This is a genomic window from Micromonospora sp. NPDC049139 (genome assembly GCF_055586845.1).
This window is the reverse complement of the sequence record NZ_JBVJHK010000002.1, coordinates 72,253-97,813: the sequence shown is the minus strand read 5'-3', so window position 1 is coordinate 97,813 and position 25,561 is coordinate 72,253. Positions and strand designations below refer to the sequence as shown.

Genomic DNA, 25,561 nt, shown 5'->3' with positions numbered 1-25,561 from the left:
CCCGATCGGATAGCGTCGTGCCATGCCCGACAGCGGTTACCCCTGGCCCATCGAGACGACCCGACTGGACAACGGCCTGCGCGTGGTGGTGAGCGAGGACCGCACCGCCCCCGCGGTCGCCGTGAACCTCTGGTACGACGTCGGCTCCCGCCACGAGCCCACGGGGCAGACGGGCTTCGCCCACCTCTTCGAGCACCTGATGTTCGAGGGCTCGGTCAACGTGGCGAAGACCGAGCACATGAAGCTGGTGCAGGGCTCGGGCGGCTCCCTCAACGCCACCACCAACCCGGACCGCACCAACTACTTCGAGACCGTCCCGGCCGAGCACCTCGAACTGGCGCTCTGGCTGGAGGCGGACCGGATGGGCGGCCTGGTCCCGGCGCTGACCCAGGAGACGCTGGACAACCAGCGTGACGTGGTGAAGAACGAGCGGCGCCAGCGCTACGAGAACGTCCCGTACGGCGACGCCTGGCTGCGGCTGCTGCCGCTGCTCTACCCGCCCGGGCACCCGTACCACCACGCCACGATCGGGTCGATGGCCGACCTGAACGCCGCTGACCTGGCCACCTTCCAGGCGTTCCACCGGACGTACTACGCGCCCAACAACGCCGTGCTGACCGTGGCGGGCGACGCCCCGGCCGCCGAGGTCTTCGCGCTGGCCGACAAGTACTTCGGCGCGATCCCGCCCCGCGAGGACATCCCGTCCGCGCCCGACGGCCGGACGGTCCCGGCCACCGGGCGGCCTGCCGTGGAGACGGTCACCGGCGACGTCCCGGCGCCCCGCGTCTACGTCGCGCACCGCACCCACCCCTTCGGCAGCCCCGGCTACGACGTGGTGACCGTGCTCGCCACGGTGCTGGGCAGCGGTCGCGGCAGCCGGCTCTACCAGCGCCTCGCCGACGGGGAGCGGATCGCCCAGCCGGACCTCGTCGGGGCGTACGGGGTGGACCTGGCGCACGCCCCCGCGCCGATGATCGCCACCGCCACGGCCCGCCCCGGGGTCAGCGGCGAGCGGCTGGCCGCCGGGCTGGCCGAGGTGGTCGACGAGTTGGCCACCGTGCCGGTCACCGCCGCCGAGCTGGACCGGGCCAAGTCCCTGCTCAGCACCATGTGGTGGCGGCAGATGTCGACGGTGGAGGGCCGGGCGGACACGCTCGGGCGCTACACCACCCAGTTCGGCGACCCGGCGAAGGCCGCGGAGCGGCTGCCGGCCTGGCTCGCGGTGACCGCCGAGCAGATCGCCGAGGCTGCCGCCGAGGTGCTCGCCGCCGACGACCGGGTGACCCTGACCTACCTGCCCGAGGAGAAGCCCTGATGACGCTGATCACCGACCGACCCGGGCCGGGCGTCGCCCGCCCCTACCGGTTCCCGCAGGTGGTCCGCCGCGCGGTGGCCGGCGGCCAGGTCGTCGCCGCGCACCTGCCCGGGCAGAACCTGGCCGTGGCGCTGCTGCTGCTCGACGCGGGCGCCGGGCGCGAGCCGACGGGCAAGGAAGGGCTCGGCGGGGTGCTCGCCAAGGCCCTGGAGGAGGGGACCGCGCAGCGCGACGCGACCGCGTACGCCCTGGCGATCGAGGCGCTCGGCACCGAGCTGGTGACCGGGCTGGACTGGGACTCCTTCCAGGTCAGCGTGCAGGTGCCGGTGGAGCGGCTGCACGCCGCCGTGGAGCTGCTCGCCGAGGCGGTCCGCACCCCGAAGCTGGACCCGGAGGACGTCCGGCGCGTCCGCGACGACGAGGCGACCGCGCTGCGGATGGACTGGGCCAACCCCGGCCCCCGCGCCGACGCGGCGCTGCGCGCGGACCTGTTCGGCGCCCAGAACCGCTGGGGCCGCCCCATGTACGGCGACCCGGACTCGGTCGCCGGCCTGGACGTCGAGGACGTCACCGTCTTCCACTCCGAGTGGTTCATCCGCCCCGGCACCCTGGTCGTCGCGGGCGACCTGGACCGGCTCGACCTCGACGCGCTGGGCGCGGCGGCGTTCGCCGGCACCGGCGGCGGTCCGGTCGACCGGGGCGCCCCGATCGAGGTGCCGACCCGCCCCGGCCGGCGGATCATCCTGGTGGACCGCCCCGGCTCGGTGCAGTCCACGCTGCGGCTGGGCCACCCGTCGCCGCACCGCGCCCACCCCGACCACGTGCCGATGGCCCTCGCCGGCACGGTGCTCGGCGGGGCGTTCACCTCCCGGCTCAACCACCTGATCCGCGAGGTGCACGGCTACACGTACGGCATCCGGGGCGACTTCGCCTCGTCCCGGCGGTTCGGCCGGTTCGCGGTCAGCTCCGGCGTGCAGACGGCCGTCACCGCGCCGGCGCTCGTCGAGGCGGTCGGCGAGATCACCCGTACGCAGGAGACCGGGGTGACCGAGGAGGAGCTGGCGGTGGCGCGCTTCTGGCGGGCCGGGCAGCTCTCGGTCGAGCTGCAGAGCCCCCGGGCGATCGCCTCCGCGCTGACCACCCTGGTCGTGCACGACCTGCCGGACGACTACCACGCCCGGCTGCGGGAGTCGCTGCTCGCCGCCGACGTGACGCAGGTCTCCGCGGCGGCCGCCACCCACCTGCGCCCGGAGGCGCTCACCCTGGTGGTGGAGGGCGACGCCGCGGTGATTCGCGACGAGCTGGTCGCCACCGGCCTGGGCGAGGTCGTCGACGCCGCCCTCTGACCGCTGCCCCCGGCCCGGGGCGGCCCGCGATGTGATGTCGGTCGCGCTCGGGGCGGGGTGGGTGCTCCGGCTCGGGCCGGCCGGCCGGCGGCAATGCTCCGGCGGGGTGCGGTCGGGGCCCCGGATCTTCTCGCCGCGGGTGCGATCGGGCGGTGACGTTCCGGGCGGGTGGCCGCCCCGGGCGCGCCTCGGCTGCCGCCCGGCCCGGCGTGACGTCCGTCCGCGCGGTGGGAAAGCGTTCCCGGCCGCGGGCCCGGGCTGGGTAGCCTCGCGGGCATGAGGATCGGCATTGTGGGGGCCACCGGCCAGGTCGGTGGCGTGATGCGGCAGGTGCTGGCGGAGCGGGAGTTCCCGGCGGAGCAGGTGCGGTTGTTCGCCTCGGCGCGGTCGGCCGGGCGCACCCTGCCCTTCCGGGGCGGCGAGGTGACGGTGGAGGACGCGGCCACCGCCGACTACTCCGGGCTCGACATCGTGCTCTTCTCGGCCGGCAAGGGCACCGCCAAGGAGTTGGCGCCCCGGGTCGCCGCGGCCGGTGCCGTCGTCATCGACAACTCCTCGGCGTTCCGGACGGACCCGCAGGTGCCGCTGGTCGTCGCCGAGGTCAACCCGCACGCCGCCGCCGTACGCCCCAAGGGGATCATCGCCAACCCCAACTGCACCACGATGGCCGCGATGCCGGTGCTGCGCCCGCTGCACGCCGAGGCGGAGCTGGTCGGCCTGGTCGTCTCGACCTACCAGGCGGTCTCCGGCGCCGGCCTGGCCGGCGTGGCCGAGCTGGACGAGCAGGTCCGCAAGGTCGCCGAGCACGCCACCGGGCTCGCCTTCGACGGCGCGGCGGTGGAGTTCCCCGCCCCCCGCTCGTTCGCGCGGCCCATCGCGTTCAACGTGCTCCCGCTCGCCGGCTCGATCGTCGACGACGGCTCCTTCGAGACCGACGAGGAGCAGAAGCTGCGCAACGAGAGCCGCAAGATCCTGGAGATTCCCGGGCTGAAGGTCTCCGGCACCTGCGTCCGGGTGCCCGTCTTTACCGGCCACTCGCTCCAGATCAACGCCCGGTTCGCCCGTCCGGTCACCCCGCAGCGGGCCCGCGAGCTGCTCGACGGCGCGCCCGGCGTGGCGCTGAGCGACGTGCCGACGCCGCTGCAGGCCGCCGGTCAGGATCCGACCTACGTCGGCCGGATCCGCGCCGACGAGACCGTCGAGCACGGGCTCGCCCTGTTCTGTTCCAACGACAACCTGCGCAAGGGCGCCGCGCTCAACGCGGTGCAGATCGCCGAGCTGGTCGCCGCCGAGCGCCGCTGACCGACGCACGTACGACGGGCCCCGCCGACTCGGCGGGGCCCGTCGTGTGGGCGCCCCTGGGGCGTACGCCGTGGTTCGATGGGGGCATCGGGACGGTCGAGCGGGAGGATGCCGTGGCGGACGACGAGACCCGGCGGGCGTTGACGGACCTGATCGCCGGTCACCGGCTCGGGGTGCTGGCCACCCTCAGACGGGACGGCCGGCCGCAACTGTCCACCGTCATCTACGCCTTCGACCCCGTGTCGGCGGTCATCCGGGTCTCGGTGACCGACGGCCGGGCGAAGACGGCCAACCTGCGCCGGGATCCCCGGGCCAGCTTCCACGTCAGTAGCGACGACGGCTGGGCGTACGCGGTGGCGGAGGCGCGCGCCGAGCTGACGCCGGTGGCCGCCGACCCGGACGACGCGACCGTGGCGGAGCTGGTCCACCTCTACCGGACGGTGCAGGGCGAGCACCCGGACTGGGCCGACTACCGGCGGGCGATGGTCGCCGAGCGCCGCCTCGTGCTCCGGCTGCACGTCGAACGCCTCTACGGCGCCCCGCCGCACGGCTGAGCCCGCCCTGGCGGCGGCCCGGGACGACATCGCGGACCTCCCGTTCGTCGTCGGTCGTCCGGCGCGGCGGCCGGGCCGGGCACCGGGGGCCTCCTCGGATCGTGTTCGCGTTACCCCGCTCGGCCGGCGGGTAGACGGCCTGTGCCGACACCGAGAGGGGAGCACCATGACAACGGTCGGAGAGTTCATGACGACCCGGTTGGTGACGATGGACGGCAACGACACGCTGACCGCCGCGGCGCAGGAGATGCGCGACAGCGCCATCGGCGACGTGGTGGTGACCGACGGCGACGATGTCATCGGCATCGTGACGGACCGGGACATCACGGTCCGGGGCGTGGCGGAGAACATGGACCCGAACACGACCCCGCTCAACCGGATCACCTCCAAGGACGTGATCACGGTGAGCCAGTACGACGACGCGGTGGCCGCCGCCGACCTGATGCGGACCTACGCCGTGCGCCGGCTGCCGGTCATCGACAACGGGCGGCTGGTGGGCCTGGTCTCGATGGGTGACCTCGCCGTGGAGCGGGAACCGCAGTCGGTGCTCGCCGACATCAGCGCCGACGAACCGAACAACTGACTGTCCGCCGCGGCGCGCCGGCTCCCGTCCCGGGGGCCGGCGTCGCGGTCCGCGCGGGCGGCGGGCGGGCCAGCCCGGCAGCGGCGCGAGCGTCGCCGCCCGCCCCGACACCTCCAGGCGTACGCCCCCGGCCAGGCCGGCCTGCTGGAAGAGCGACCCGGAGACGTGCCGGGCACCGCACGGGCCGCAGTCGTACGTCAGCTCGGCCGGCACCCGGTCGCTCACCGCGCGGCTCGCCTCGCCGCGGGCCGTCGGTGCCGTCACCACCTCGGCGAACGCGCGCGCCGCGGCCTCGAACGCGGCACCGACCTCCGCTCCCGACCCGCCCTGCCGGGAGGCTACCGCGCGGGTACGACCCCGGCGGCGCACCCGCCTCACCCGATCCGGGCGAGGTTGACCCGGCACGGGACGGGGACCCCGTTCGGGACATGACCGACGGGGAGGAGAGGACCCGATGGTGGACGCGACGACGAGGTTCTTCGAGGACCTCGACCGGCGGGAGTACGAGCCCCTGCTGGACAAGTCCTCCGGGACCCTGCGCCTGGACCTGCACGAGGGGGCGCAGACGACGCACTGGCTGGTGCGGATAGACCGGGGCCGGGTCCGGGTGAGCCAGGAGGACCAGGACGCCGACACGGTGGTCGGCACCACCCCGGCGCTCTTCGAGGACCTCGCCACCGGGCGGGAGGACGGGATCGCGGCGCTGCTGCGGGGCGACCTGACGGTGTCGGGGCAACTCCGGCTGCTGGTGCAGTTGGAGCGGCTCTTCCCCGGCCACCCGGACGCCCGCGGCCCCCGCCGGCGTTTCCAGGGTCAGCGGGAGGTGCGGTGATGGCGCGGAACAACACGATCCGGATCCTGGACGGCAGCACCTTCGTCGTGTCGGAGGACACCGGGGACATCGAGGCCACGCCGAGCGAGCCGACCGGATTCTTCTCCCTGGACACCCGGTTCCTGTCCACCTGGGTGCTGACGGTGAACGGGGAGCGGCTCACGCCGCTGTCGTACGACGACCTCCAGTACTACGAGGCGCGGTTCTTCCTGGTGCCGGGGATGGCGACGCACTACATCGACGCCAAGCTGTCGATCATCCGGGAGCGGACGGTGGGGGGCAGCTTCCAGGAGCAGCTCACCATCCTCAACCACGACGAGAAGCCGGTCGACCTGGAGATCAGGATGGACGCGGCGTCCGACTTCGCCGACCTGTTCCAGGTCAAGGACGAGATCCTGAACAAGAAGGGCGAGATCTTCACGGAGGTCGAGACCGACCGGCTGCGCCTGGGCTACCGGCGGGGCAACTTCAGGCGGGAGACGACCATCTCCGCGTCCCCGCCGGCCCGGTACGACCGCAACGGCTTCGCCTACACGATCCACCTCGAACCCAACCAGAGTTGGGAGGCCCAGATCGAGGTCGGCACCTTCGCCGGCGCTCAGGGCGGCCGGGACCTGCGGATGGGGCTGGGGGCGCACGGCGACGAGCGGCTCGCCCTCCAGCACGACCTGGAGGAGTGGATCGCCAAGGCGCCCAAGGTGAACAGCCAGCACGACCAGGTCGCCGCGACCTACCGGCGCAGCCTGATCGACCTGGCCGCGCTGCGCTTCTCGCCGCTGTCGCTCGGCGGGGCGTCACTGCCGGCCGCCGGCCTGCCCTGGTTCATGACCATGTTCGGCCGGGACAGCATCCTGACCTGTCTGCAGACGCTGCCGTTCACGCCGGACCTGTCGAAGACCACGCTGCGGATCCTGGCCTCCCTCCAGGGCACCCGGTTCGACGACTTCCGGGACGAGGACCCGGGCCGGATCCTGCACGAGATGCGGTACGGCGAGACTGCCGCCTTCGAGGAACAGCCGCACTCGCCGTACTACGGGTCGGTGGACGCCACCCCGCTGTTCCTGGTGCTGCTCGACGAGTACGAGAAGTGGACCGGCGACGTCGAGCTGGTCATGGAGTTGGAGCGGGAGTGCCGCGCCGCGCTGAAGTGGATCGACGACTACGCCGACCTGGTCGGCACCGGCTACATCTGGTACGAACGGCGCAACACCGACACCGGCCTGGAGAACCAGTGCTGGAAGGACTCCTGGGACTCCATCTCCTACCGGGACGGCACGCTGCCGCCGTTCCCCCGGGCCACCTGCGAGGTGCAGGGGTACGCGTACGACGGGAAGCTGCGGGCCGCCCGGCTGGCCCGGGAGTTCTGGGGCGACCCGGAGTTCGCCGACCGGCTGGAGCGGGAGGCGGCGGCGCTGAAGGAACGGTTCAACCGGGACTGGTGGGTGGAGGACGGCGAGTACTACGCGCTGGCGCTCGACCCGGACGGCCGCCAGTGCGACGTGCTGAGTTCCAACATCGGCCACCTGCTGTGGAGCGGGATCGTCGACCACGAGCGGGCCGAGAAGATCGCCCACCATCTGGTCGGGCCCCGGCTCTTCACCGGCTGGGGGGTGCGGACGCTGGCCGAGGGGGAGGTGCGCTACAACCCGGTCGGCTACCACAACGGCACGATCTGGCCGTTCGACAACTCGTTCATCGCCTGGGGCCTGCGTCGGTACGGCTTCGCCGAGGAGGCGGCGGTCATCGCCAGCGGCATCCTCGACGCGAGCACCTACTTCCAGGGCCGGTTGCCGGAGGCGTTCGGCGGCTATCCCCGGGAGCTGACCAAGTTCCCGGTGGAGTACCCGACGGCGTGCAGCCCGCAGGCCTGGTCGACCGGCACGCCGCTGCTGCTGCTGCGGACGATGCTCGGCCTGGAGCCGCACGAGGGGCACCTCGCGGTGGACCCCCGCCTGCCGATCGGGATGGGCCGCATCGAGGTGCTGGACATCCCGGGCCGGTGGGGCCGGGTGGACGCGTTCGCCCGGGGCCGCCTCGACATGCACCGGCTCACCGAGTGACGACCGGTCCCCGCCGGGCGGGCGACCCGGCCCGTCCCACCATGCCGGCCGGCCGACCGCACCGCGGCCGGCCGGCGACGCGGCTCGGTGGGCCACGCGCCACCGGTCGGCAGGCTGGCGTGCGGCTCAGGTCGGCAGGGTAAGTTCGCGCCATGCCGGAACTCGTGTACCCGCCCGTGATCGCCGCCGCCAAGACGCTGTTCCGGGTCCTGGACCTGAAGATCACCGTCGAGGGCGCCCACCACGTCCCGCGTACCGGCGGGGCGGTCATGGCCAGCAACCACGTCAGCTACCTGGACTTCATCTTCTGCGGGCTGGGGGCGAACCCGTCGCGGCGGCTGGTGCGGTTCATGGCCAAGAAGTCGGTGTTCACGCACAAGGTGTCCGGCCCGCTGATGCGCGGCATGCGGCACATCCCGGTGGACCGGCGGGCGGGCGCGGGGTCGTACGCGACGGCGGTCAGTGCGCTCAGGCGCGGCGAGGTGGTCGGCGTCTTCCCCGAGGCGACGATCAGCCGCTCGTTCACGGTCAAGGCACTCAAGAGCGGGACCACCCGGATGGCGGCCGAGGCCGGCGTGCCGGTGCTGCCGGTGGCGCTCTGGGGCACCCAGCGGCTCTGGACCAAGGGCCGGCCGCGCACCCTGACCCGCCGGCACACCCCGATCACCATCCTGGTGGGCGAGCCGATGGACCCGGCCGCCTACCCGGACGCCAACGCGATGACCGTCGACCTGAAGACGCGGCTGAGCGCGCTGGTCGACCGGGCCCAGCGGGAGTACCCGGACCAGCCCGCCGGCCCCGACGACACCTGGTGGCTCCCGGCGCACCTGGGCGGCACCGCCCCCACCCCGGAGGAGGCCGCCGCCCTCGACGCCCCCGCCCGCCGCCCCGCCACCCCCTGACCCACCCCACCCCCCTGCCCCACCCCCCCACCCCCCACCCCCCGCCCCTGCTCTCCGCGATCTTGCACTCTGGCCCCGATATATCGGGCAAAAGGCGCGAAGCGGGGGCCGAAAGTGCAAGATCGCCGCGTGGAGGGTGCGGGGCGCGGGGGTGGGGGTGCGGGGGTGGGGGTGGGGTGGGTGGCTGGATCGGTCCGGGGTGGGGCGGGATGGTGTCTGACGTGTCGGCGTCCGTGCGGTCAGGATTCACCGTATGAGCAGAGCAGCACTCGTCGTCATCGACGTCCAGGAGTCCTTCCGGCAGCGCCCGATCTGGGCGTACGCCTCGAACCCCGACATCGTCGCCCAGGTCGGCCGGCTGGTCGACGCGGCCCGCGAGCGCGGTGACCTGGTCGTCTGGGTCCTGCACGCCGAGCCGGGCAGCGGCGGCGTCTTCGACCCGGCCGGCGGGCACGTGCGGCTGATCGAGGGCCTCTCGGCGGTCCCGGGGGAGCCGACGCTGGTGAAGACGTCGCACAACGCGTTCACCACCACCAACCTCCAGCAGACCCTGACGATGGCGGGCGTCCGCGAGATCACCGTCTGCGGGATCCGCACGGAGCAGTGCGTCGAGACCACCGCCCGGGTCGGCTGCGACCTCGGCTACGAGGTGACCTTCGTGACGGACGCGACGGTCACCTTCCCGACCCCGCACCGGGACCTGCCGGCCACCGCCACGCTGGAGGAGGTCCTCGCCGACCCGCGCACCCTGTCGAACGAGGACATGATCGCCCGCACCGAGTACGCCCTCGCGGGCCGCTTCGCCACCGTGCGCACCGTCGCCGAGGTGACCGGCGCGGTCCCGGCCGGCGTACGGGGCTGAGCCGATGGCCCGGGTCGTCTTCCTGCTCGTCCCGCAGGTGCACCTGCTGGACCTCGCCGGGCCGGCCCAGGTCTTCTCCACCGCCGCCGACCTCGGGCACGACTACCGCCTGCACTACGTCGCCGACCGGGAGGTCGTGCCGACCGTGCAGGGCGTACCGCTGGTGGCCGGGCTGGAATGGCCCGAGCTGACCCGCGACGACCTGGTGGTCGTGCCCGGGTGGCGGCCCCGCGCGCACGGGCCGCAGGGGCCGGTCGGGCCGGACGACCTGCGGCGGCTGGCCGACCACCACGCCGCGGGCGGCACCGTCGCCAGCGTCTGCGCCGGGGCGTACGCCCTCGGCCGGGCCGGCCTGCTCGACGGCCGCCGCTGCACCACCCACCACGAGGTGCAGGACGAGCTGGCCCGGCGGTTCCCGGCGGCGCGGGTGGTACGCGACGTGCTCTACGTGGTCGACGACCGCGTGGTCACCTCGGCTGGCATCGCCAGCGGCATCGACGTGGCGCTGCACCTCGTGGCCACCCGGCACGGCCCGGCGGCGGCGGCCCGGATCGCCCGCACGCTCGTCGTCCACTCCCGGCGCAACGGCCACGAGCAGCAGGCCAGTGCCATGATGCGGCACCGGTCGCACCTGTCCGACGCGGTGCACCGGGTACAGGACCTGATCGACCACCACTTCGCCGAGCCGCTGCCGCTGGCCGATCTGGCCGCCGCGGGCGGGGTGGCCGAGCGGACGCCGACCCGGCTGTTCCGGCAGGCCACCGGGCTGACCCCGCTCGGCTACCAGCAGACCCTGCGGGTGGAGCGCGCCGAGCACCTCATCGGCCACGGCGCCACCGTGGAGGCGGCCGCCCGCACGGTCGGCTTCACCGATGCCCGGATGCTGCGCCGGCTGCGGGCCCGTGCCACCCGCGGTCGAAGCGTCCCCGCTGGTAGTAGTCGTCCCGGGAACGGAACTCCACCGGCAGCGACCCCGGCAGGGTGATCCGGGCGACGCCGGCGGACAACCCCGCCCCGGCCCGCACCGCCAGCACGTCCCGCTCGGGCGGCGAGAGGTCCACCAGCTCGGGGTGGGCCAGCCGGAACGCGGCCACCGTCCGGCGTACCCGGCGGGCCAGCCCGGCGACCTCCTCGGCGGGGCCGGCGAGGCCGAGGGCCGGCTGCTGGATGGTGCGCAGCGCGTCGCAGACCACCAGCAGCCGCGCCTGCTCGTCCGGCCCGGGCGGCAGCAGCTCCAGCCGGGACGGCCACTGCCAGCGGATCTGACCGCTGACCAGGCCCGGCAGCCGGACGACCCGGCGGTGCCGGGCGCCGGCGCCCGCCCCGTCGGCCAGGGCGAGCCGCGGCCCGTCCCCGACGTACGCGATCCGCCGGTCGGTGACGGTCACCGCCACCGGCGCGGGCAGCGCCCACCGCCGCCGCGCCTCCGTTGGGCCGAGCAGGTGCCCCGAGGCGTGCAGCCGGTGCCGGGAGAGCACCCGCTCGCCCGCCTCCGGGACCAGCTCGTGCCGCCGGTCCAGCACGGGAGCGAGGTCGTCGGTCCCGTCGAAGCGGTGCGGGGCGATGAAGAAGGGGGACGCGTCATCGTGCATCGTCATGACCTCCCCTGCAGACGGGCATCTCACCACGAGCGTCGCCGACCCCGCACCAGCTGTCATGACGCCCGTTAGGGGGTCGGCCGGTCGTGCGACGCCTGTGACCGGTAGATGCCGATCTCCTCCGGCCGGACCAGGCCGTCCTCGATCGCCCGGGCGAGCAGCGCCGCCTTCGTGGCGGCCGGCCGCCCCGCTCGGGTGTACTTGATCCTCGCCCGGTCGACGTACTGCTTGACGGTGTGCTCGCTGATCCGCATCCGGCGGGCCACCGACGCCTTCGACATCGACTGGAACCACAGCAGCAGCGCCTCGCGCTCCTTGTCGGAGAGCGCGGGACGGTCCGGCCGGGGGTCGCCCACGATCGCCCCCGCGAGCGCCGGCGGCACGTACGGGCGGTCGCTCGCGGCGGCGAGCACGGTGGCCACGCAGTGCTCCCGCCCCTCGTGCTTGGCGAGGAACGCCACCGCCCCGGCGTCCAGCGCGGCGAGCATCGTCTCCGGGTCGGTGTGCTCGGAGTAGACCACCACCCGCCGGCCGGCCGCACTCAGCTCGGCGAGCTTGTCCCACGCCATCCGCCCGTGCAGGCGCAGGTCCAGCAGGACCACGTCGGCGTCCGGGGCAGCCCGCAGCACCCCGTCCGGGTCGTCGCCCGTCGCCAGCACGGTCAGCCGGGGCTCGCTGGCCAGCCAGGCGCACACCCCCTCGACGACGACCGGGTAGTCGTCCACGATCGCCACGCCGACCGGCCGTCCGTCGCTCACCGCCGCCACCGGGTCTGCGTCCATCTGATCTCCCCGTCCCGCTCGTAGAGGTGCTCCACCGGCCCGCCGTCCCCGCCTGGCGGCCCGCCGGCGCCCGTCCTCTCCCGACCGCCTCCCGGGCGGTCCGGGCGACCAGCGCCTCCCGGGTGAGCCGCTGGTGCGCGACGAAGGCGGCATCGGCCCGGCCGATCCGCCGCCGCATGATCGCGGTCATCACCGCCGCGCAGGCGGTCTGCACCAGCAGCGTCCCCGCGTGCGCGGCGGCCTCGTCCGGCTGGCCGGCGGCGTGCGCGCCGACCGCGTAGGCGGCGGTCACCAGCAGCCCCGCCGGCACCGACCAGCGCGCCGGGGCGGTGGCCTGCGCGTTGATCACCGTGGTGCTGGCCAGCACCGCGATCCAGCTCCCCTCGCCGGGGAGCACCTCGGGCGCCACCCGCAGCGGGATCGCCAGGCACGCGGCGGTGGTCGCCGCCACGTCGCCGGCCATCAGCGGGCCGCCGATGCCGTGCCGCAGCGCCCGGTACGCGTACCACACCGACCAGGCCGTCAGCGCCGCGACGGCCGGCACCAGCAGCGCCGGCTCGACGGGCGGGGTGCGCACCGACAGGGCCACCACCGCCCCGACCAGGCCGCACGTCAGGCGCAGCAGCGCCGGCAGCCTGGTGAAGATGACGGCGAACGCGCCGCCGGCCGGGGTGTCCAGCGTGGTCGGCGACGTGCTCGGAAGGGCAACGGCCGGCATCGGGGAGAGGCGTCCTTCTGCGACAACGACCCGATCCGGGTCGGCGCGGCGGAGATCGAAGCCGGAGAATAACACGAGGATCGCTCCCGATATCACCCTCGGTGCGCGTCGTGTCGCCGGTCCGTCAACCAGTCGTCTTCCGTCGGTCGGCGTCGGGCTCCGCGGCTGTCGCCACCTGCGTCACCGTCGAGCCGGTCGGCTCCGGGCCGTGCTCGCCGTCGCCCCTCAGCCGCCGGCCCGGTCGGCTCCGCGTCGCGCCGCCGCCAGCAGGTGCCCGCTGGCGCCGATCACCTCCGGATCGCGCTCGAAGAGCGTCGCGCAGCGCAACACCTCCGCGAACAGCGGCCCGTCGGCCTCCGGCCCGCCCGCCACGGCCAGCAGCGGCCACAGCGGACCCTCGACGCCGTACAGGTCTGGCCGGGGGAGTCCGGCCGTCTCGAACTCGTCGACCACCTCGTCCGGCCGGTGGAAGTAGGCGGTGGTGAAGCCGCTGCCCGCGTCGTTGACGCCGGTGACGTAGGTGCGCAGCAGGGCGGGACGGGTGTGGTCGTCCACCCGCCCCTGCCGGGTGAGATCCATCAGCGGCGCCTGCCGGCTGATCGTCGCCGTGACCACCAGGCCGCCGGGCCGGGTCGCGCGGGCCGCCTCGCGCAGCGCGGCGACCCGGTCCGCGCGACCGGTCAGGTGGTAGAGCGGCCCGAGCAGCAGGGTCACGTCGGCGCAGCCGTCGGCGAGCGGCAGCCGTCGCGCGTCGCCGACCGTGGCGCTCACCCCGGGGTGAGCGCGCCGGGCCGCCGCCGCGTGCACGGGGACCAGGTCGACCAGGTGCACCCGGTGACCGGAGGCCGCCAGCCACCCCGCGTACGCGCCGGGGCCGCCGCCGACGTCCAGCACCGTCGCCGGTGCCGGCGGCAGCAGCCGGGTCAGAACCTGGCGGGTGCGCAGCCCCTCCAGCCGCCCCAGCGGGGTGCGCTCCAGCCGGTCCGCCTCCACGAAGACGTCGGTGTAGTAGCGCACGATGTCCGGCTCCGCCGGTCGGGACCCCGCCATCCGTCGATGCTGGCCACGAGCCGGCAGTGCTGTCACGTCAATTTGTCGGCCGGGCGCTCAGTTGACCGGCAGGGCCCTGGTGCCGCCGCCGGCGATCGACCGGGTCAGCTTCCGTCCACCCGACCAGAACCAGCAGCGTACCCCCCGGTCACCACGTGCCCACGCCTCCTCCGAGGGGAACCGGTAGGTGGTGCCGGTGCGGTAGCGGAGCATGCCGTCGACCGGCACCTTCGCGTAGCGGGCGATGACCGTCCGGCACTTCGCGTGGATCGCGTCCTCGTCCTTCGTCGCGTCGTCGTACCGGCCGTCCGGGGCGGTCCAGATGCCCGCGTACTCGAACCGGTGCGGCTTGCCGCAGGCCACCGGCTCCAGGTTGCCCCAGCGGTTCTCCTCGCCGCAGGTGAACGTCAGCGAGGAGGGAGCCTTGAGGACGCCCCGCAGGGTGCCGGTGCGGGGCACGACCGGGTCGGCCACGGCGCCGCCGGTGCCGCCTGCGGCGAGCTCGAGCAGGTCGCAGCGGTACCACCGGCTGCCGCCCGACCAGCCGGGCGGCGAGGTGGGGGCCACCTGCACCGACAACCGTGCGCCGCGCCACTCGCCGCCGACGAACGTCTTCGCCCTGGCGTCGCAGTCGGCGAACGCGACGCGCATCGCCGCCGACCCGACGCGGGGCGGGATCGGGCGCGCGGCGATCTCACCGGTGAACGTGCCGATGTGGAACGTCTCGACCAGGTGCGACTTCGCGCAGTCGACCGGCTGGTGGCTCGTGAGGTACGCGGTCGGGTCGGCGACCGCGTGGCACTCGCCTGCCTGCGGCACGAACTGGCGGGCCTCGGCGACCGGCCGCCAGTCGTCCGTCAGGTCGCCGTCGGTGCCCGGCAGGGTGCCGCACCCGCTCAGCACCCCCGCGACCAGCGCGGCCGAAAACGTGACGCCCAGCCAGCGTCGCATGTCGCCCTCCCCGTGCCCCGTGACAGCCGGCGCAGCATATGGCACCGGCCGGCCGCACGGTGTGCCGCCGGGGTCGGCCCGGTCGCAGGTCCAGGTCGCGCTGCTGCGCGACCTCGGCGAGGTGGTGGACGACCTCCCGGTCGACGTGCGGCACGAGCGCCGCCAGCGCCCGGTTCGCGAACGGTACGGGCCGGTCGGCCGGCGCAGGCATCGCACCGTGCCATTTCGACGCCGGTGCTACGTTCACGCCATCGCCGCCTCACCAGCCAGGAGCCGACCGTGAAGAGGTACATGGGCCTGTTCGGCGTCATCGTGGCGACGGCGGGCCTCGCCGTCATCGGCACCCTCGGCGGCGCGTACCTGGCCGACCGCACCGCGACCCGGCAGTCCGACCCCACCGCCGCCGTCACCGGCAGCACCGGCCGTCCGTCGACCGGATCCGGGAACGTCGACCCCGGCCGGTCGGCGTCGCCGGGCCCGTCCGCGTCGCCCAGCCAGGCGCAGCCCGCGCCCCGGACGTACCGGCTCGACCGGCCGATCTACGAACAGGCGTCGCTGAACGTCACGCTGGTCAGCGCCGAGACCAGCGGCGGAAAGCTGCGGCTGAACATCAGGTACCGCAACGACTCGCGGGTCGCGTGGCCGGTGAGCTGCCCGACCGTCGACGTCGACCTGGTTTCCTCACACCTCACCCTGTCGGACGGTCGGACCGTGCGTCCCGAGAGGACCTGGTGCGCCACGACACGGGCCGGTCAGTCCTTCAGCATCGGGCCGGGCGAGCAGATCGACAGCTGGGCCGTCTACCCGGTGGCCCCGGAGGCCGCATCGTCCTTCGAGCTGACCTGGTACGACTTCCCCACCCTCGACGTCCGGCTCGGGTGACGACCCCGACGGTGCGGCCACGGAGCGTAGTCGTCGCCTGTCCTCCGCGCGTGCCCCACGTCGAGCCTCCCGGGCCGCCCTTCCGCGAGCTGCCCGAGTGCCCCGCCCCGCTTCCGCCGGCCGCCTGGAAGCAGACCATCGCCGAGCCCGACGCGGTGGCCGGGCACCTCGCCCGCGCCGCCGTGGCCACCCCTTTCCACCCGCTCAGGGGCTCCGAGGACGTGGGTCGACGTGAGTGCGCCCGGCAGGATTCGAACCTGCGGCCTTGGGATTAGAAGTCCCCTGCTCTATCCGCTGAGCTACGGGCGCGCGCCGTACGTGTCGCGCCAGAAGGGTACCGCCGACCACGGGGTGGCCGGTGGAACGGGTGGTCGCGTCCCACGTCGTCGATCAGGGTCGCACGCACCCCCGGCGGAGGTCACCCGGGTTCCGCCGTCGGCGCGGCCCGCGACCGGCGGGTCGTACCCTCGGCTGGTGCTGCTTGACCCGGACACCGAGAACGACGTCGCCTACGAGCTGTGCCAGCTCCTCGGCCGCGCGATCCTGCCCATCCGCCGGACCGACGCCGGGCCGGCGGACGGCGGCCGGGACGAGGGCACGGCGTTCTTCTTCACCGGGCAGGGGCGGGAGTACCTGCTGACCGCCGACGCCCTCACCCACGCCCCGGCCGGGGAGATCGGGCTGCGGGCGAGCGTGACCGAGCCGGCCGGGGTGTCGGCGGACGCCGTGGCCCTGCCGGACTACGCCGCGCGGTGGCACCATCGCGGGGATCTCGGCGTCGCCGTCATGCCCACCGGCGGCCTGCACGAGCACGCCGACGGCGAGCGCTGGCGGTGGCGTACCCAGCAGGTGCCGGACGGGATCGCGGCCGACCGGGACGCGATCGCCCGGATCGGCGCGGAGCCGGGCTCGGCCATCGTGCTCGCCCACGGGGCCGGCGCGGACGGCGCCCGGCCGCTGGAGGTGGCGATCGAGCGGGTGGCGCGCGTGGGCGACGCCGTCCGGATCACCGCGGAGCTGCCGCTCGGCTACGTCGGCGCGCCGGTGTTCGGTGTCCAGGCCGGCGACGGTGAGGTGGGCCTGCGGTGCCTCGGACTCGTCCTGCCGGCCCGCGACGGCGGTCACCCGCTGGCCACCTTCGACCGCATCCGCGAGGCCGTCGCCGTCGTGTGAGGGTGCGTCGGCCGCGGCTCAGCCGCCCTGCGCGGGCACGCCCGCCTGGTCGGCCCCGTCTGCGGGCCGCCGGCTCGCCGGTGGCCGCTCCCCGTCGCGGACCGTCGGCCCGGCGTCGAAGAACGCGTCGGCCCAGCGCCCGACCTCCGCGAAGACCTTCTCGCGTACGGCGGGGCCGGAGAGCGTGAGGTCGTGCATGCCGCCGTCGAAGCGTGCCACGGTGACGTGCCGGCCGAGGCGGGGCGCCCAGCGGACCATGTGCTCGACGTCGAGGACGGCGTCGGCGAGCGCGGCCGACTCGTGCCACTTCGTGCCCTTGAACGAGCGGGTCGAGCAGGCGAGCAGCACCGGCACCCGAATGTCCAGCCCGGCGCGGAGCTGCCGCTGGGCGGTGCGGATGGCGTTCAGCCAACCGGCCCGGACGGGAAACCCGGCGAGCGGCTTCCACGCCAGGTCGTAGTTCCACTCGCCGTGGTGGTCGGCGTGGATGGTCTGGCTGTAGACGGTGCCCAGCCCGAACGGCAGGACGCGGCGCGGCGCGCGGCGGCCCAGCGGGGCGACGGCGGCGGCGAGCGGCCGGCGTACCGCCCAGGGGGCGTTGATGTCGAAGAAGGGGCTGTTCAGGAAGAGCCCGTCGATGATCCCGGCGTCGCGGCGGGCGTGCGCCCAGAGCGGCATGATCAGGCCGCCGGTGGAGTGGCCCATCGCGAGCAGGGTGTCGTGCCCGTCGTCCTCGCGGATGATCTTCGCGGCGGCGTCCAGTTCCGGGAAGTAGTCGCTGACGTCGCGGCAGAAGTTCGGGGTCTGGTGGGGCAGCAGGCTCCGGCCGTGCTTGCGCAGGTCGACGGCGTAGAAGTCCCACCCCCGCTCGGCGAAGAAGTGGCCGAGGTGGGCCTGGAAGAAGTAGTCGGTGAAGCCGTGGGTGTAGAGCACGGCCCGCCTGGTCGGGCGGTCGGCGCGGCGACGGACCAGGGTGGCCACCACCGGCCCCTCGTCGTCGGTGCCCAGGTCGATCGTCTGCCGCTCGTACGGCGGGCCCAGCACGTCCGGTTCCACGAACGCGACGGTACGCCGGCGAGCTACCGGGCGGTAGCCCCGCCGTGCCCCGGCCCCGTCCGCCCGCACCGCGGACGGGGCCTCGGGCGTACGCCTCAGACCGTCTCCACCTCGGCGCGGGCCGGGTCGGTGTCCGGGTCGCTCCCGGTCCCGGTCTCGGCGGCCGGCTGGCCGACGTCCCGCAGGTGCTTGTTGTGCCGCGGCTCCTGCTTGGTCTTCGCGTCGTTGAGCCGCCGCCGCAGGTCGTCCCGGACGTCGTTGAGCGCGGCGTGCAGGTCCTCCTCGGCGGACGTGGTGACGATCTTCTGCCGGCCGGCGATCCAACACTCCAGGGTGACCTTCTGTCCCCTGGCCTCCCGGCTCTTCACCGACAGTTCCAGCTCGGTGGCGTCGGCGTGGAACCCGGCCAGCCGGGCGTCCAGCGTGGCGAACTGCTCCGCGATCCAGTTCCGGTCGCCCTGGGAGAACCCGGCGCCGACCCGCAGGCACTCGGCGACGGTGGCCGGGTTGGCGACGGCGCTCATCGCCGCACCTGGCCGGGAACGAAGGCGGTTGCGGTGGTGGTCATCTGCATGATCGCTGACCCTCTCGTTCGTCGTGCTGTCGGCGGTGCGGTTGATCGAATCCATACCCCGCCGCCTCCCGTCCGGAACGTGACCTCTCCGGCACCCCGATCATCAGCCGGACGTCGTGGGCGCCCCCAGGGCCGCTCGGCCCTAGCACACCGGGACCTTGATCAGGTCTTTGTCCACAGGTGGTCCTGCTGTCCACAGGCCGGCGGGCGACGGTGGCGCTGGTCGTGCCCGACGGCCCAGGCTCGACACCGAGTCGACTCGCGATGGCAAGCCCGATCTCCCCCCTGGAGGGACGATGTTCGACACCTACGTCACGATCGTGGGCAACGTGTTGACGGCCCCGGAGTGGCGCCGCACCACCCAGAGCAACACCCTGGTGGCCAACTTCAAGGTCGCCTCCACCGCTCGCCGGCTCGACCGCGACAGCGGTCGCTGGGTCGACGGCAACAGCCTGCGCGTCCGCGTCAACTGCTGGCGCAAGCTCGCCGAGGGCGTGGCCGCCTCGGTGATGGTCGGCGACCCGGTGGTGGTCTGTGGGCGGCTCTACACCCGCGACTGGACCGACGACGCCGGCAACCACCGCACCCTCTACGAGCTGGAGGCGGTCGCCGTCGGTCACGACCTGTCCCGGGGCCGGGGCCGGTTCATGCGCAACCGGCCGAGCATGACCACCAGCACCGTCGAGGACGCGGAGGCCGAGCACCGGGTGCACGGCGAGGCGACCGAGCCGGTGCCGGACGAGGACGCCCCCGCCCGGCCCGACGGCCGGCTGCTCGACGTCGAGTTCGAGCTGCCCGACTTCGGCCCGTCCGGGGCCGGCCCTGGCCTGCCGGCCGACGCCGGCTTCGACGGCTCGCTCGACCCCTTCGACGACCTGGCGGACGGCAGCCGCGACGAGGAACCCGCCGGCCCCGCGCCGGAGGCCGGCGACCCGACGCCGGTGCCCGAGGAGACCGACGCGGGCCTCACCCCGAACGGGCGCGGCCGACGGGGTCGGGGGCGGGTGCCGCAGCCGGCGTGACGGGCGGGCCCGGGCGACACGACGGGGGCGGGGTGACGTCGGCCACGCCGTCGTCACCCCGCGTGTCTCCCGCGCCCCGGTCCGGCGACCCCGGCCGGTCGGCGGGCGCGTCCTCCGGCAGCGGTCGGGCGCGGCCCGTGGCGGTCGGGCGACTCCTGCCGGTGAGCACAGCCCTTGTCGGCGTGGCATGGCCCTTGTCGGCGGCCCTTGTCGGCGGGCACGGCCCCTGTCGGGGGCGGTGGCACAGCCCTTGTCGGCGGGCACAGCTCTGTCGGCGGGCCTTGTCGGCGTGGCACGGTCCCTGTCGGCGGGCCGCCCGGTCGCTGGCCCGCGAGGACCGGTCGCTCCCGCCCGAGGGCGGGAAGGCGCTCGGCTAGGCTGGCCGGCCGGAGGTGATGGCGGGTGCGACAGGCGACGCCGGTGGCGACCGCGGCGGGACTGGTCGCGGGGTACGCCCTCGACGCGCTCCTCGGCGACCCCCGCCGCTACCACCCCGTGGCCGGTTTCGGCCGCGCCGCCGGAGCCCTGGAGCGGCGGATCTACCGCCCGGACAGGGGCGCCGGTACGGCGTTCGCCGCGCTGGCGGTCGGCGCGCCGGTGCTGCTCGGCGTGGCCGCGACGGTTGCCACCCGACACCGGCCGGTGGCCCGGGCGGCACTGGTCGCCGCCGGGACCTGGACGGTGCTGGGCGGGCGTACCCTGCGGCACGAGGCCACCGTGATGGGGCGGGCCCTGCGCGACGGCGACCTGCCGGCGGCGCGGCAGCGGCTCGGTCATCTCTGCGGCCGGGACCCGTCGGCGCTCGACGAGCCCGAGCTGGCCCGCGCGACTGTGGAGTCGGTCGCCGAGAACACGTCGGACGCCGTCGTCGCCCCGCTGCTCTGGGGCGCGGTCGCGGGCCTGCCCGGCCTGCTCGGCTACCGGGCGGCGAACACCCTCGACGCGATGGTGGGCCACCGCTCGCCCCGCTACGCCCGGTTCGGCACCCCGGCCGCCCGCCTCGACGACCTGCTCAACCTGGTGCCCGCGCGGCTGACCGGGCTGCTCACCATCGCCGTCGCGCCGACCGCCGACGGCGACCGGGAACGCGCCTGGCGGGTGTGGCGCCGGGACCGCGACGACCACCCCAGCCCGAACGCCGGGCAGTGCGAGGCCGCGATGGCCGGCGCCCTCGGCGTACGGCTCGGCGGGCGCAACGTCTACTTCGGCCGCTCGGAGGTGCGGCCGTTCCTCGGCGACGGCCCCCGGCCCGAGGCGCGGCACCTGAAGCGGGCCGCCCGGATCTCGGGCGCGGTCGGGCTGGCCGCGCTCGGCCTGGCGGCCGCCTACCCGCTGACCGTCGGTCGTCTGGTGACCGCCGCCGGCCGCCGCGCCCTCGGCCGGGGTGCCGTGGTGCGGCGCGCGCTGCGGCGGCCCGACACCGGGCAGGGCATCCTCGGGCAGCGCGCCGGGAATCGAAGCGTTGCCGGTCCGCTGGTGGGTGCCACCGGCCCGCTGGCGGGCGCCATCGGTCGCCGCATCGCGGCGACGGCGGGGCGGAGGAGACACCGGTGAGCGGCGGGTTGCTGGTCGCCGGCACGACCTCCGACGCCGGCAAGAGTGTGCTCACCGCCGGCATCTGCCGGTGGTTGCACCGCCGGGGCGTGAAGGTGGCGCCGTTCAAGGCCCAGAACATGTCCAACAACTCGGCCGTGGTCGTCGGCGCGGACGGCCGGGGCGGCGAGATCGGCCGGGCCCAGGCGATGCAGGCGGCGGCCTGCGGGCTCGCCCCCGACCTGCGGTTCAACCCCGTCCTGCTCAAGCCGGGCAGCGACCTGGCCAGCCAGGTGGTGCTGCTCGGCGAGGCCGTCGACACGGTCACCGCCGGCAACTTCCGCCAGCTGCGGCCCCGCCTCGCCGAGACGGCGTACGCGGCGCTCGCCGAGCTGCGGGAGGCGTACGACGTGGTGATCTGCGAGGGGGCGGGCAGCCCGGCGGAGATCAACCTGCGGGCCGGCGACTACGTCAACATGGGCCTGGCCCGGCACGCCAACCTGCCCACGATCGTGGTCGGCGACATCGACCGGGGCGGGGTGTTCGCCTCGATGTTCGGCACCGTCGCCCTGCTGGACCCGGCCGACCAGGCACTGATCGCCGGGTTCGTGATCAACAAGTTCCGGGGCGACCTCGGGCTCCTCCGGCCCGGGCTGGACATGCTGCACCGGGTCACCGGTCGGCCGACGTACGGGGTGCTGCCCTGGGCGCTCGACCTCTGGCTCGACGCCGAGGACTCGCTCGCGTACGGGCGGGTGCTCGGCCGGCCGGCCGCCCCGCGCGGCACCGACTGGCTGGACGTCGCCGTGGTCCGGCTGCCCCGGATCAGCAATGCCACGGACGTCGAGGCGCTCGCCACCGAGCCCGGCGTACGGGTGCGGCTGACCGTCGAGCCGGCCGAACTGGCCGCCGCCGACCTGGTCGTCCTGCCCGGCTCGAAGTCGACCGTGGCGGACCTGGCCTGGCTGCGGGAGACCGGGCTCGCCGACGCGGTGCTGGCGCACGCGGCGGCGGGCAGGCCGCTGCTCGGCATCTGCGGCGGCTTCCAGATGCTGGCCCGGGCCATCCACGACCCGGTGGAGAGCCGGCAGGGGAGCGTGCCGGGGCTGGGCCTGCTGCCGATCGAGGTCACCTTCGACCCACGCAAGACCGTCCGGCAGTCCGTCGGGACCGCCGGCGGCGACGTCCCGGTCCGTGGTTACGAGATCCACCACGGCTACGTCTCGCACGCCGATCCCACGCTGACCCCGCTGCTGACCTGCGCTGACGGCAGCGGCGAGGGCGCGGTGGCGGGCACGGTGCACGGCACCCACTGGCACGGAGCCTTCGAGTCCGACGAATTCCGCCGTCGTTTCCTGACCGAGGTGGCCCGGCTGGCCGGCCGGTCCGGCTTCCGGGTTGCGCCGGACACGTCGTTCGCCGCCGCCCGCGAGCGCTCCCTCGACCTGCTCGGCGACCTGGTCGAGGAGCACCTGGACACCGCTGCCCTCTGGCGCCTCGTCGAGACCGGCCCGCCGGCCGACCTCCCCTTCATCCCACCCGGCGCCCCACCGGCCCCCTGACACGCCCCGCCCCCGCGCACGTCCGCGTCGAACGGGCCTGCGGGCTTGGGTGCCGTGCCTGCGCCTCGCACCTTCGCGCCACCGATGGTGGTCCCATGGACGGGGCAGCTCGACAGTGGCCGGACGGTGGGTGGCGGACCCAGACCATTCGGATCGGAGCCGCCGGATCGGACCCGCCGTCCGGAGTCAGTAGCGGATGTCGGCCGGGCGGTCGGACATGGGCAGCCCCGCCTCGCGCCACGCCTGCACGCCGCCGATCACGTCGGTGGCGCGGTGCAGCCCGAGCGCCCGCAGGCTCGCCACCGCGAGGCTGGAGGCGTAGCCCTGCCGGCACACCACGACGATGCGCCGGTCGTAACCCGTGGCCTCGGGGATCCGCCAGGCGCTGGCCGGGTCCAGCCGCCATTCCAGCACCGTCCGGTCGATCACGACGGCACCCGGGAGGTCGCCCTGTTCCCGGCGCTGCACGTCGGTGCGGGTGTCGACCAGCAACGCCCCGGTGCGGACCGCCTCGACGGTCTGGTGCGGGGTCAGCCGGCGCACCCCGGCGCGGGCCTGTTCCAGCAGGGCGTCGACGCCCGGACTCATCACGCTGTGGGACACCAGCCGATCATCCCGCCCGGTCCGGGGCCCCGCCGACCGAACGCCCCGGCCAGCCCGACGACCGCTCGTTCGGGCGACCCCCGATCGGTGTGCCCGCACGGCGGTCGCCCCCGACGCCATGCCGGTGCCCGCCCACGCGTCGTCCGCGCGGCTCGCCCGTCGTCGGTCCGCTCCGGGCCTCCCACTACCGTCGGCCAGGTGGTGGTGGCGGTGGTCGAGGCGTACGACCGGTTGGCCCGGCGGGTGCTCGCCGGGCCGGCGCGGTTGGGGCGGACCCGGCTCGTGGTGGTGGACGGGCCGAGCGGCGCGGGCAAGAGCGTGTTCGCGGCGCGGCTCGCGGACGCCCTCGCCGACCTGCCCGGCGCCGGGCGGCCGCCCGTGGTGCACACCGACGACCTGCTCGACGGGTGGGACGACCAGCTCACCTTCTGGCCCCGGCTCGAAGAGTGCGTGCTGGCGCCGTTGCGCGCCGGTCGGCCGGGGGCGTACCGCCGGTACAGCTGGGTCCGGCGGGCCTTCCTGCCCCGTCCGGTGCCGGTGCCGGTCGCGCCGGTGCTGGTGGTGGAGGGGGTCAGCGCGGCGCGAGCCGAGGCCGCGGCCGACCGCACCCTCGCGGTCTTCGTCACCGCCCCGGCTCCGCTGCGGCTCACCCGGGCCGTGCGGCGGGACGGCTCCGGGATCCTGCCGGAGCTGCGCCGCTGGCACCTCGGGGAGCGGGCGCACTTCGCCGCGGACCGCACCGAGGCCCGGGCCGACCTGGTGGTCGACGGCGCGCCGACCCTGCCGCACGACGCCGCCCGCTACTACGTGCGGTGGCGCTGACCAGGGTGGCCGTGGCCTCGGGCGAGGCGATCGGTAAGGCCGGCATACGATGCCGGTCATGACCACACCGATCATGTCCGAGTCCGAGGTCCGGGCCGCCGTCGAGCGGGAGCTGCCCGGCGTCCGTGCCGACCTGGAACGCCTCGTCCGCATCCCCGGCATCGCGTTCGAGGGCTTCGACCACTCGCACGTGGAGCGCTCCGCCGAGGCGGTGGCCGAGCTGCTGCGCGGCTGCGGCCTCGACGTCAAGATCGTGCGCTCCGGCGGCCAGCCGGCGGTCATCGGGAAGAAGCCCGCCCCGCCCGGTGCGCCGACGGTGCTGCTCTACGCCCACCACGACGTCCAGCCGGTGGGCGACCTGTCGCTGTGGGAGTCGGACCCGTTCGAGCCCGTGGAGCGGGACGGCCGGCTCTACGGCCGGGGCGCCGCCGACGACAAGGCCGGCATCATGGCGCACGTCGCGGCGCTGCGCGCGTTCGGGGACGCGCTGCCGGTGGGCGTGGTCCTCTTCATCGAGGGCGAGGAGGAGTACGGCTCCGACTCGCTGGAGCGGCTGCTCGCCGAGCACCGCGACGAGATCGCGTCGGACGTGATCGTCATCGCCGACTCCGGCAACTGGGACATCGGCGTGCCGGCGCTGACCACCTCGCTGCGCGGCATCGTCAACTGCTTCGTCGAGGTGCGCACCCTCGACCACGCCGTGCACAGCGGCATGTTCGGCGGCGCGGTGCCGGACGCGCTGACCGCGCTGGTCCGGCTGCTGGCCACCCTGCACACCGACGCCGGCGACGTTGCCGTCGACGGCCTGGTGGGCCGGGAGGGCGCGGCCGTCGACTACCCGGCGGAGCGGATTCGCGCCGAGGCCGGGCTGAGTGAGGGCGTGGACTTCATCGGCACCGGGCGGATCACCGACCGGCTCTGGACCAAGCCGGCCCTCGCGGTGCTCGGCATCGACGCCCCGGCCACCGGCGAGGCGCCGAACGCCCTGGTCCCGACCGCGAAGGCGAAGCTGAGCGTGCGGCTCGCGCCGGGCGACGACCCCAAGCGGGCGTACGCGGCCCTACGCGCCCACCTGGAGAAGTACGCGCCGTGGGGTGCGCGGGTGACCGTCACCTTCGAGCACGACGGTGACCCGTGTGTCATCGACGCGTCCGGCCCGATGTTCGACGCCGCCCGTTCGGCGTTCCGGACCGCCTGGGACGGCACCGCCCCGGTGGACATCGGCATCGGCGGCTCGATCCCGTTCATCGCCACCTTCCAGGAGATGTTCCCGCGGGCGGCGATCCTGGTGACCGGCGTCGAGGACCCGCACGCCCGGGCGCACGGCCCGAACGAGAGCCTGCACCTCGGCGAGTTCGCCCGGGTCTGCCTGGCCGAGGCGCTGCTGCTGAAGAAGGTCGCCGAGGCGGGCGCCGACGGGCGTTAGGTGTCGGAACCGTAACTTCCGGGTCGATGTGGGAGTTTGCGGTGTGTCGGGCG

22 protein-coding genes, 1 tRNA gene and 3 pseudogenes are annotated in these 25,561 nt (G+C 74.9%); 17 read left to right on the top strand and 9 right to left on the bottom strand.

What is annotated here, in order from left to right; genetic code table 11:
* Nucleotides 1-22 precede the first annotated feature (22 nt).
* From ACZ6Q9_RS04010 to ACZ6Q9_RS03965, 10 genes are all read left to right on the top strand, one after another.
* Nucleotides 23-1,315 carry a M16 family metallopeptidase gene (locus ACZ6Q9_RS04010; RefSeq protein ID WP_357456028.1) on the top strand — a complete coding sequence of 431 codons (1,293 nt, stop codon included), beginning with the start codon at nucleotides 23-25 and terminating at the stop codon, nucleotides 1,313-1,315.
* Nucleotides 1,315-2,661, top strand: coding sequence for a M16 family metallopeptidase (locus ACZ6Q9_RS04005; protein WP_396827677.1), 1,347 nt, complete (start codon nucleotides 1,315-1,317; stop codon nucleotides 2,659-2,661). The genes ACZ6Q9_RS04010 and ACZ6Q9_RS04005 overlap by 1 nt, the downstream gene beginning before the upstream one ends.
* 276 nt (nucleotides 2,662-2,937) lie before the next feature.
* Complete coding sequence (locus tag ACZ6Q9_RS04000; protein ID WP_396827675.1) at nucleotides 2,938-3,963, top strand: aspartate-semialdehyde dehydrogenase; 1,026 nt, start codon at nucleotides 2,938-2,940, stop codon at nucleotides 3,961-3,963.
* Between the two features lie 113 nt (nucleotides 3,964-4,076).
* Nucleotides 4,077-4,517, top strand: a complete 441-nt coding sequence (locus ACZ6Q9_RS03995) for a PPOX class F420-dependent oxidoreductase (protein WP_466021389.1) — start codon at nucleotides 4,077-4,079, stop codon at nucleotides 4,515-4,517.
* A gap of 166 nt (nucleotides 4,518-4,683) precedes the next feature.
* Nucleotides 4,684-5,100 (top strand): CBS domain-containing protein, encoded by a 417-nt coding sequence (locus ACZ6Q9_RS03990; protein WP_363704678.1) that lies wholly within the window; start codon nucleotides 4,684-4,686, stop codon nucleotides 5,098-5,100.
* A 454-nt stretch (nucleotides 5,101-5,554) separates the two neighbouring features.
* Nucleotides 5,555-5,932: an SCP2 sterol-binding domain-containing protein gene (locus tag ACZ6Q9_RS03985; protein WP_350708581.1), complete on the top strand. Its 378-nt coding sequence runs from the start codon at nucleotides 5,555-5,557 to the stop codon at nucleotides 5,930-5,932.
* Nucleotides 5,932-7,992, top strand: a complete 2,061-nt coding sequence (locus tag ACZ6Q9_RS03980) for an amylo-alpha-1,6-glucosidase (RefSeq protein WP_357699859.1) — start codon at nucleotides 5,932-5,934, stop codon at nucleotides 7,990-7,992. Before ACZ6Q9_RS03985 ends, ACZ6Q9_RS03980 begins: the two co-directional genes overlap by 1 nt.
* Before the next feature lie 152 nt (nucleotides 7,993-8,144).
* A complete protein-coding gene (locus tag ACZ6Q9_RS03975) occupies nucleotides 8,145-8,894 on the top strand; it encodes a lysophospholipid acyltransferase family protein (RefSeq protein ID WP_393260829.1) in 750 nt (249 codons plus the stop codon).
* Between the two features lie 253 nt (nucleotides 8,895-9,147).
* On the top strand, nucleotides 9,148-9,756 hold the full coding sequence (locus ACZ6Q9_RS03970; RefSeq protein ID WP_393260827.1) for an isochorismatase family protein: 609 nt from the start codon (nucleotides 9,148-9,150) through the stop codon (nucleotides 9,754-9,756).
* 4 nt (nucleotides 9,757-9,760) lie between these two features.
* The gene (locus ACZ6Q9_RS03965) at nucleotides 9,761-10,741 is read left to right on the top strand and encodes a GlxA family transcriptional regulator (RefSeq protein ID WP_396827671.1); all 981 of its coding nucleotides are present in this window, start codon (nucleotides 9,761-9,763) and stop codon (nucleotides 10,739-10,741) included.
* On the opposite strand, the gene ACZ6Q9_RS03960 is transcribed toward ACZ6Q9_RS03965, so the two are convergent.
* The 5 genes and pseudogenes from ACZ6Q9_RS03960 to ACZ6Q9_RS03940 form a co-directional block, all read right to left on the bottom strand.
* Nucleotides 10,623-11,348, bottom strand: coding sequence for a hypothetical protein (locus ACZ6Q9_RS03960; protein WP_396828013.1), 726 nt, complete (start codon nucleotides 11,346-11,348; stop codon nucleotides 10,623-10,625). The genes ACZ6Q9_RS03965 and ACZ6Q9_RS03960 overlap by 119 nt on opposite strands.
* A gap of 74 nt (nucleotides 11,349-11,422) precedes the next feature.
* Nucleotides 11,423-12,136 carry a response regulator gene (locus ACZ6Q9_RS03955; protein WP_396827669.1) on the bottom strand — a complete coding sequence of 238 codons (714 nt, stop codon included), beginning with the start codon at nucleotides 12,134-12,136 and terminating at the stop codon, nucleotides 11,423-11,425.
* A 76-nt stretch (nucleotides 12,137-12,212) separates the two neighbouring features.
* A pseudogene (locus ACZ6Q9_RS03950) lies at nucleotides 12,213-12,854 on the bottom strand (ATP-binding protein); the annotation flags it as partial.
* A gap of 225 nt (nucleotides 12,855-13,079) precedes the next feature.
* The gene (locus ACZ6Q9_RS03945) at nucleotides 13,080-13,904 is read right to left on the bottom strand and encodes a class I SAM-dependent methyltransferase (protein ID WP_396827667.1); all 825 of its coding nucleotides are present in this window, start codon (nucleotides 13,902-13,904) and stop codon (nucleotides 13,080-13,082) included.
* A 57-nt stretch (nucleotides 13,905-13,961) separates the two neighbouring features.
* Nucleotides 13,962-14,855, bottom strand: coding sequence for a septum formation family protein (locus ACZ6Q9_RS03940; RefSeq protein ID WP_396827665.1), 894 nt, complete (start codon nucleotides 14,853-14,855; stop codon nucleotides 13,962-13,964).
* A 279-nt stretch (nucleotides 14,856-15,134) separates the two neighbouring features.
* Here ACZ6Q9_RS03940 and ACZ6Q9_RS03935 point away from each other — a divergent pair, with 279 nt between their 5' ends.
* Nucleotides 15,135-15,737: a hypothetical protein gene (locus ACZ6Q9_RS03935; RefSeq protein ID WP_396827663.1), complete on the top strand. Its 603-nt coding sequence runs from the start codon at nucleotides 15,135-15,137 to the stop codon at nucleotides 15,735-15,737.
* A gap of 236 nt (nucleotides 15,738-15,973) precedes the next feature.
* On the opposite strand, the gene ACZ6Q9_RS03930 is transcribed toward ACZ6Q9_RS03935, so the two are convergent.
* Nucleotides 15,974-16,046, bottom strand: a tRNA-Arg gene (locus ACZ6Q9_RS03930).
* Between the two features lie 165 nt (nucleotides 16,047-16,211).
* Between ACZ6Q9_RS03930 and ACZ6Q9_RS03925 the strand changes: the two genes are divergently transcribed.
* Nucleotides 16,212-16,910: a hypothetical protein gene (locus ACZ6Q9_RS03925; protein WP_396827662.1), complete on the top strand. Its 699-nt coding sequence runs from the start codon at nucleotides 16,212-16,214 to the stop codon at nucleotides 16,908-16,910.
* Between the two features lie 18 nt (nucleotides 16,911-16,928).
* Here the strand turns inward: ACZ6Q9_RS03925 and ACZ6Q9_RS03920 are convergent, their stop codons facing one another.
* On the bottom strand, nucleotides 16,929-17,966 hold the full coding sequence (locus ACZ6Q9_RS03920; protein ID WP_393306170.1) for an alpha/beta hydrolase: 1,038 nt from the start codon (nucleotides 17,964-17,966) through the stop codon (nucleotides 16,929-16,931).
* A gap of 95 nt (nucleotides 17,967-18,061) precedes the next feature.
* A complete protein-coding gene (locus ACZ6Q9_RS03915; RefSeq protein WP_396827660.1) occupies nucleotides 18,062-18,490 on the bottom strand; it encodes an HPF/RaiA family ribosome-associated protein in 429 nt (142 codons plus the stop codon).
* Nucleotides 18,491-18,836: 346 nt separating this feature from the next.
* Here ACZ6Q9_RS03915 and ACZ6Q9_RS03910 point away from each other — a divergent pair, with 346 nt between their 5' ends.
* The 3 genes and pseudogenes from ACZ6Q9_RS03910 (at nucleotide 18,837) to ACZ6Q9_RS03900 (ending at nucleotide 22,657) form a co-directional block, all read left to right on the top strand.
* Nucleotides 18,837-19,562, top strand: a complete 726-nt coding sequence (locus ACZ6Q9_RS03910) for a single-stranded DNA-binding protein (protein ID WP_396827658.1) — start codon at nucleotides 18,837-18,839, stop codon at nucleotides 19,560-19,562.
* Between the two features lie 402 nt (nucleotides 19,563-19,964).
* Nucleotides 19,965-20,972 (top strand): annotated as a pseudogene (locus ACZ6Q9_RS03905) (cobalamin biosynthesis protein); the annotation flags it as partial.
* Between the two features lie 140 nt (nucleotides 20,973-21,112).
* Entirely contained in the window at nucleotides 21,113-22,657 is a 1,545-nt protein-coding gene (locus ACZ6Q9_RS03900) for a cobyric acid synthase (RefSeq protein ID WP_396827656.1), read from the top strand.
* A gap of 186 nt (nucleotides 22,658-22,843) precedes the next feature.
* Here ACZ6Q9_RS03900 and ACZ6Q9_RS03895 read toward each other — a convergent pair whose 3' ends face one another.
* Nucleotides 22,844-23,245, bottom strand: a complete 402-nt coding sequence (locus ACZ6Q9_RS03895) for a rhodanese-like domain-containing protein (protein ID WP_350708734.1) — start codon at nucleotides 23,243-23,245, stop codon at nucleotides 22,844-22,846.
* A gap of 6 nt (nucleotides 23,246-23,251) precedes the next feature.
* Between ACZ6Q9_RS03895 and ACZ6Q9_RS03890 the strand changes: the two are divergent.
* Both ACZ6Q9_RS03890 and ACZ6Q9_RS03885 read left to right on the top strand, forming a co-directional pair.
* Nucleotides 23,252-24,163: pseudogene (locus tag ACZ6Q9_RS03890) on the top strand (uridine kinase family protein); the annotation flags it as partial.
* Nucleotides 24,156-25,508 (top strand): dipeptidase, encoded by a 1,353-nt coding sequence (locus ACZ6Q9_RS03885; protein WP_396828010.1) that lies wholly within the window; start codon nucleotides 24,156-24,158, stop codon nucleotides 25,506-25,508. The pseudogene ACZ6Q9_RS03890 and the gene ACZ6Q9_RS03885, both read left to right, overlap by 8 nt.
* Nucleotides 25,509-25,561 lie beyond the last annotated feature (53 nt).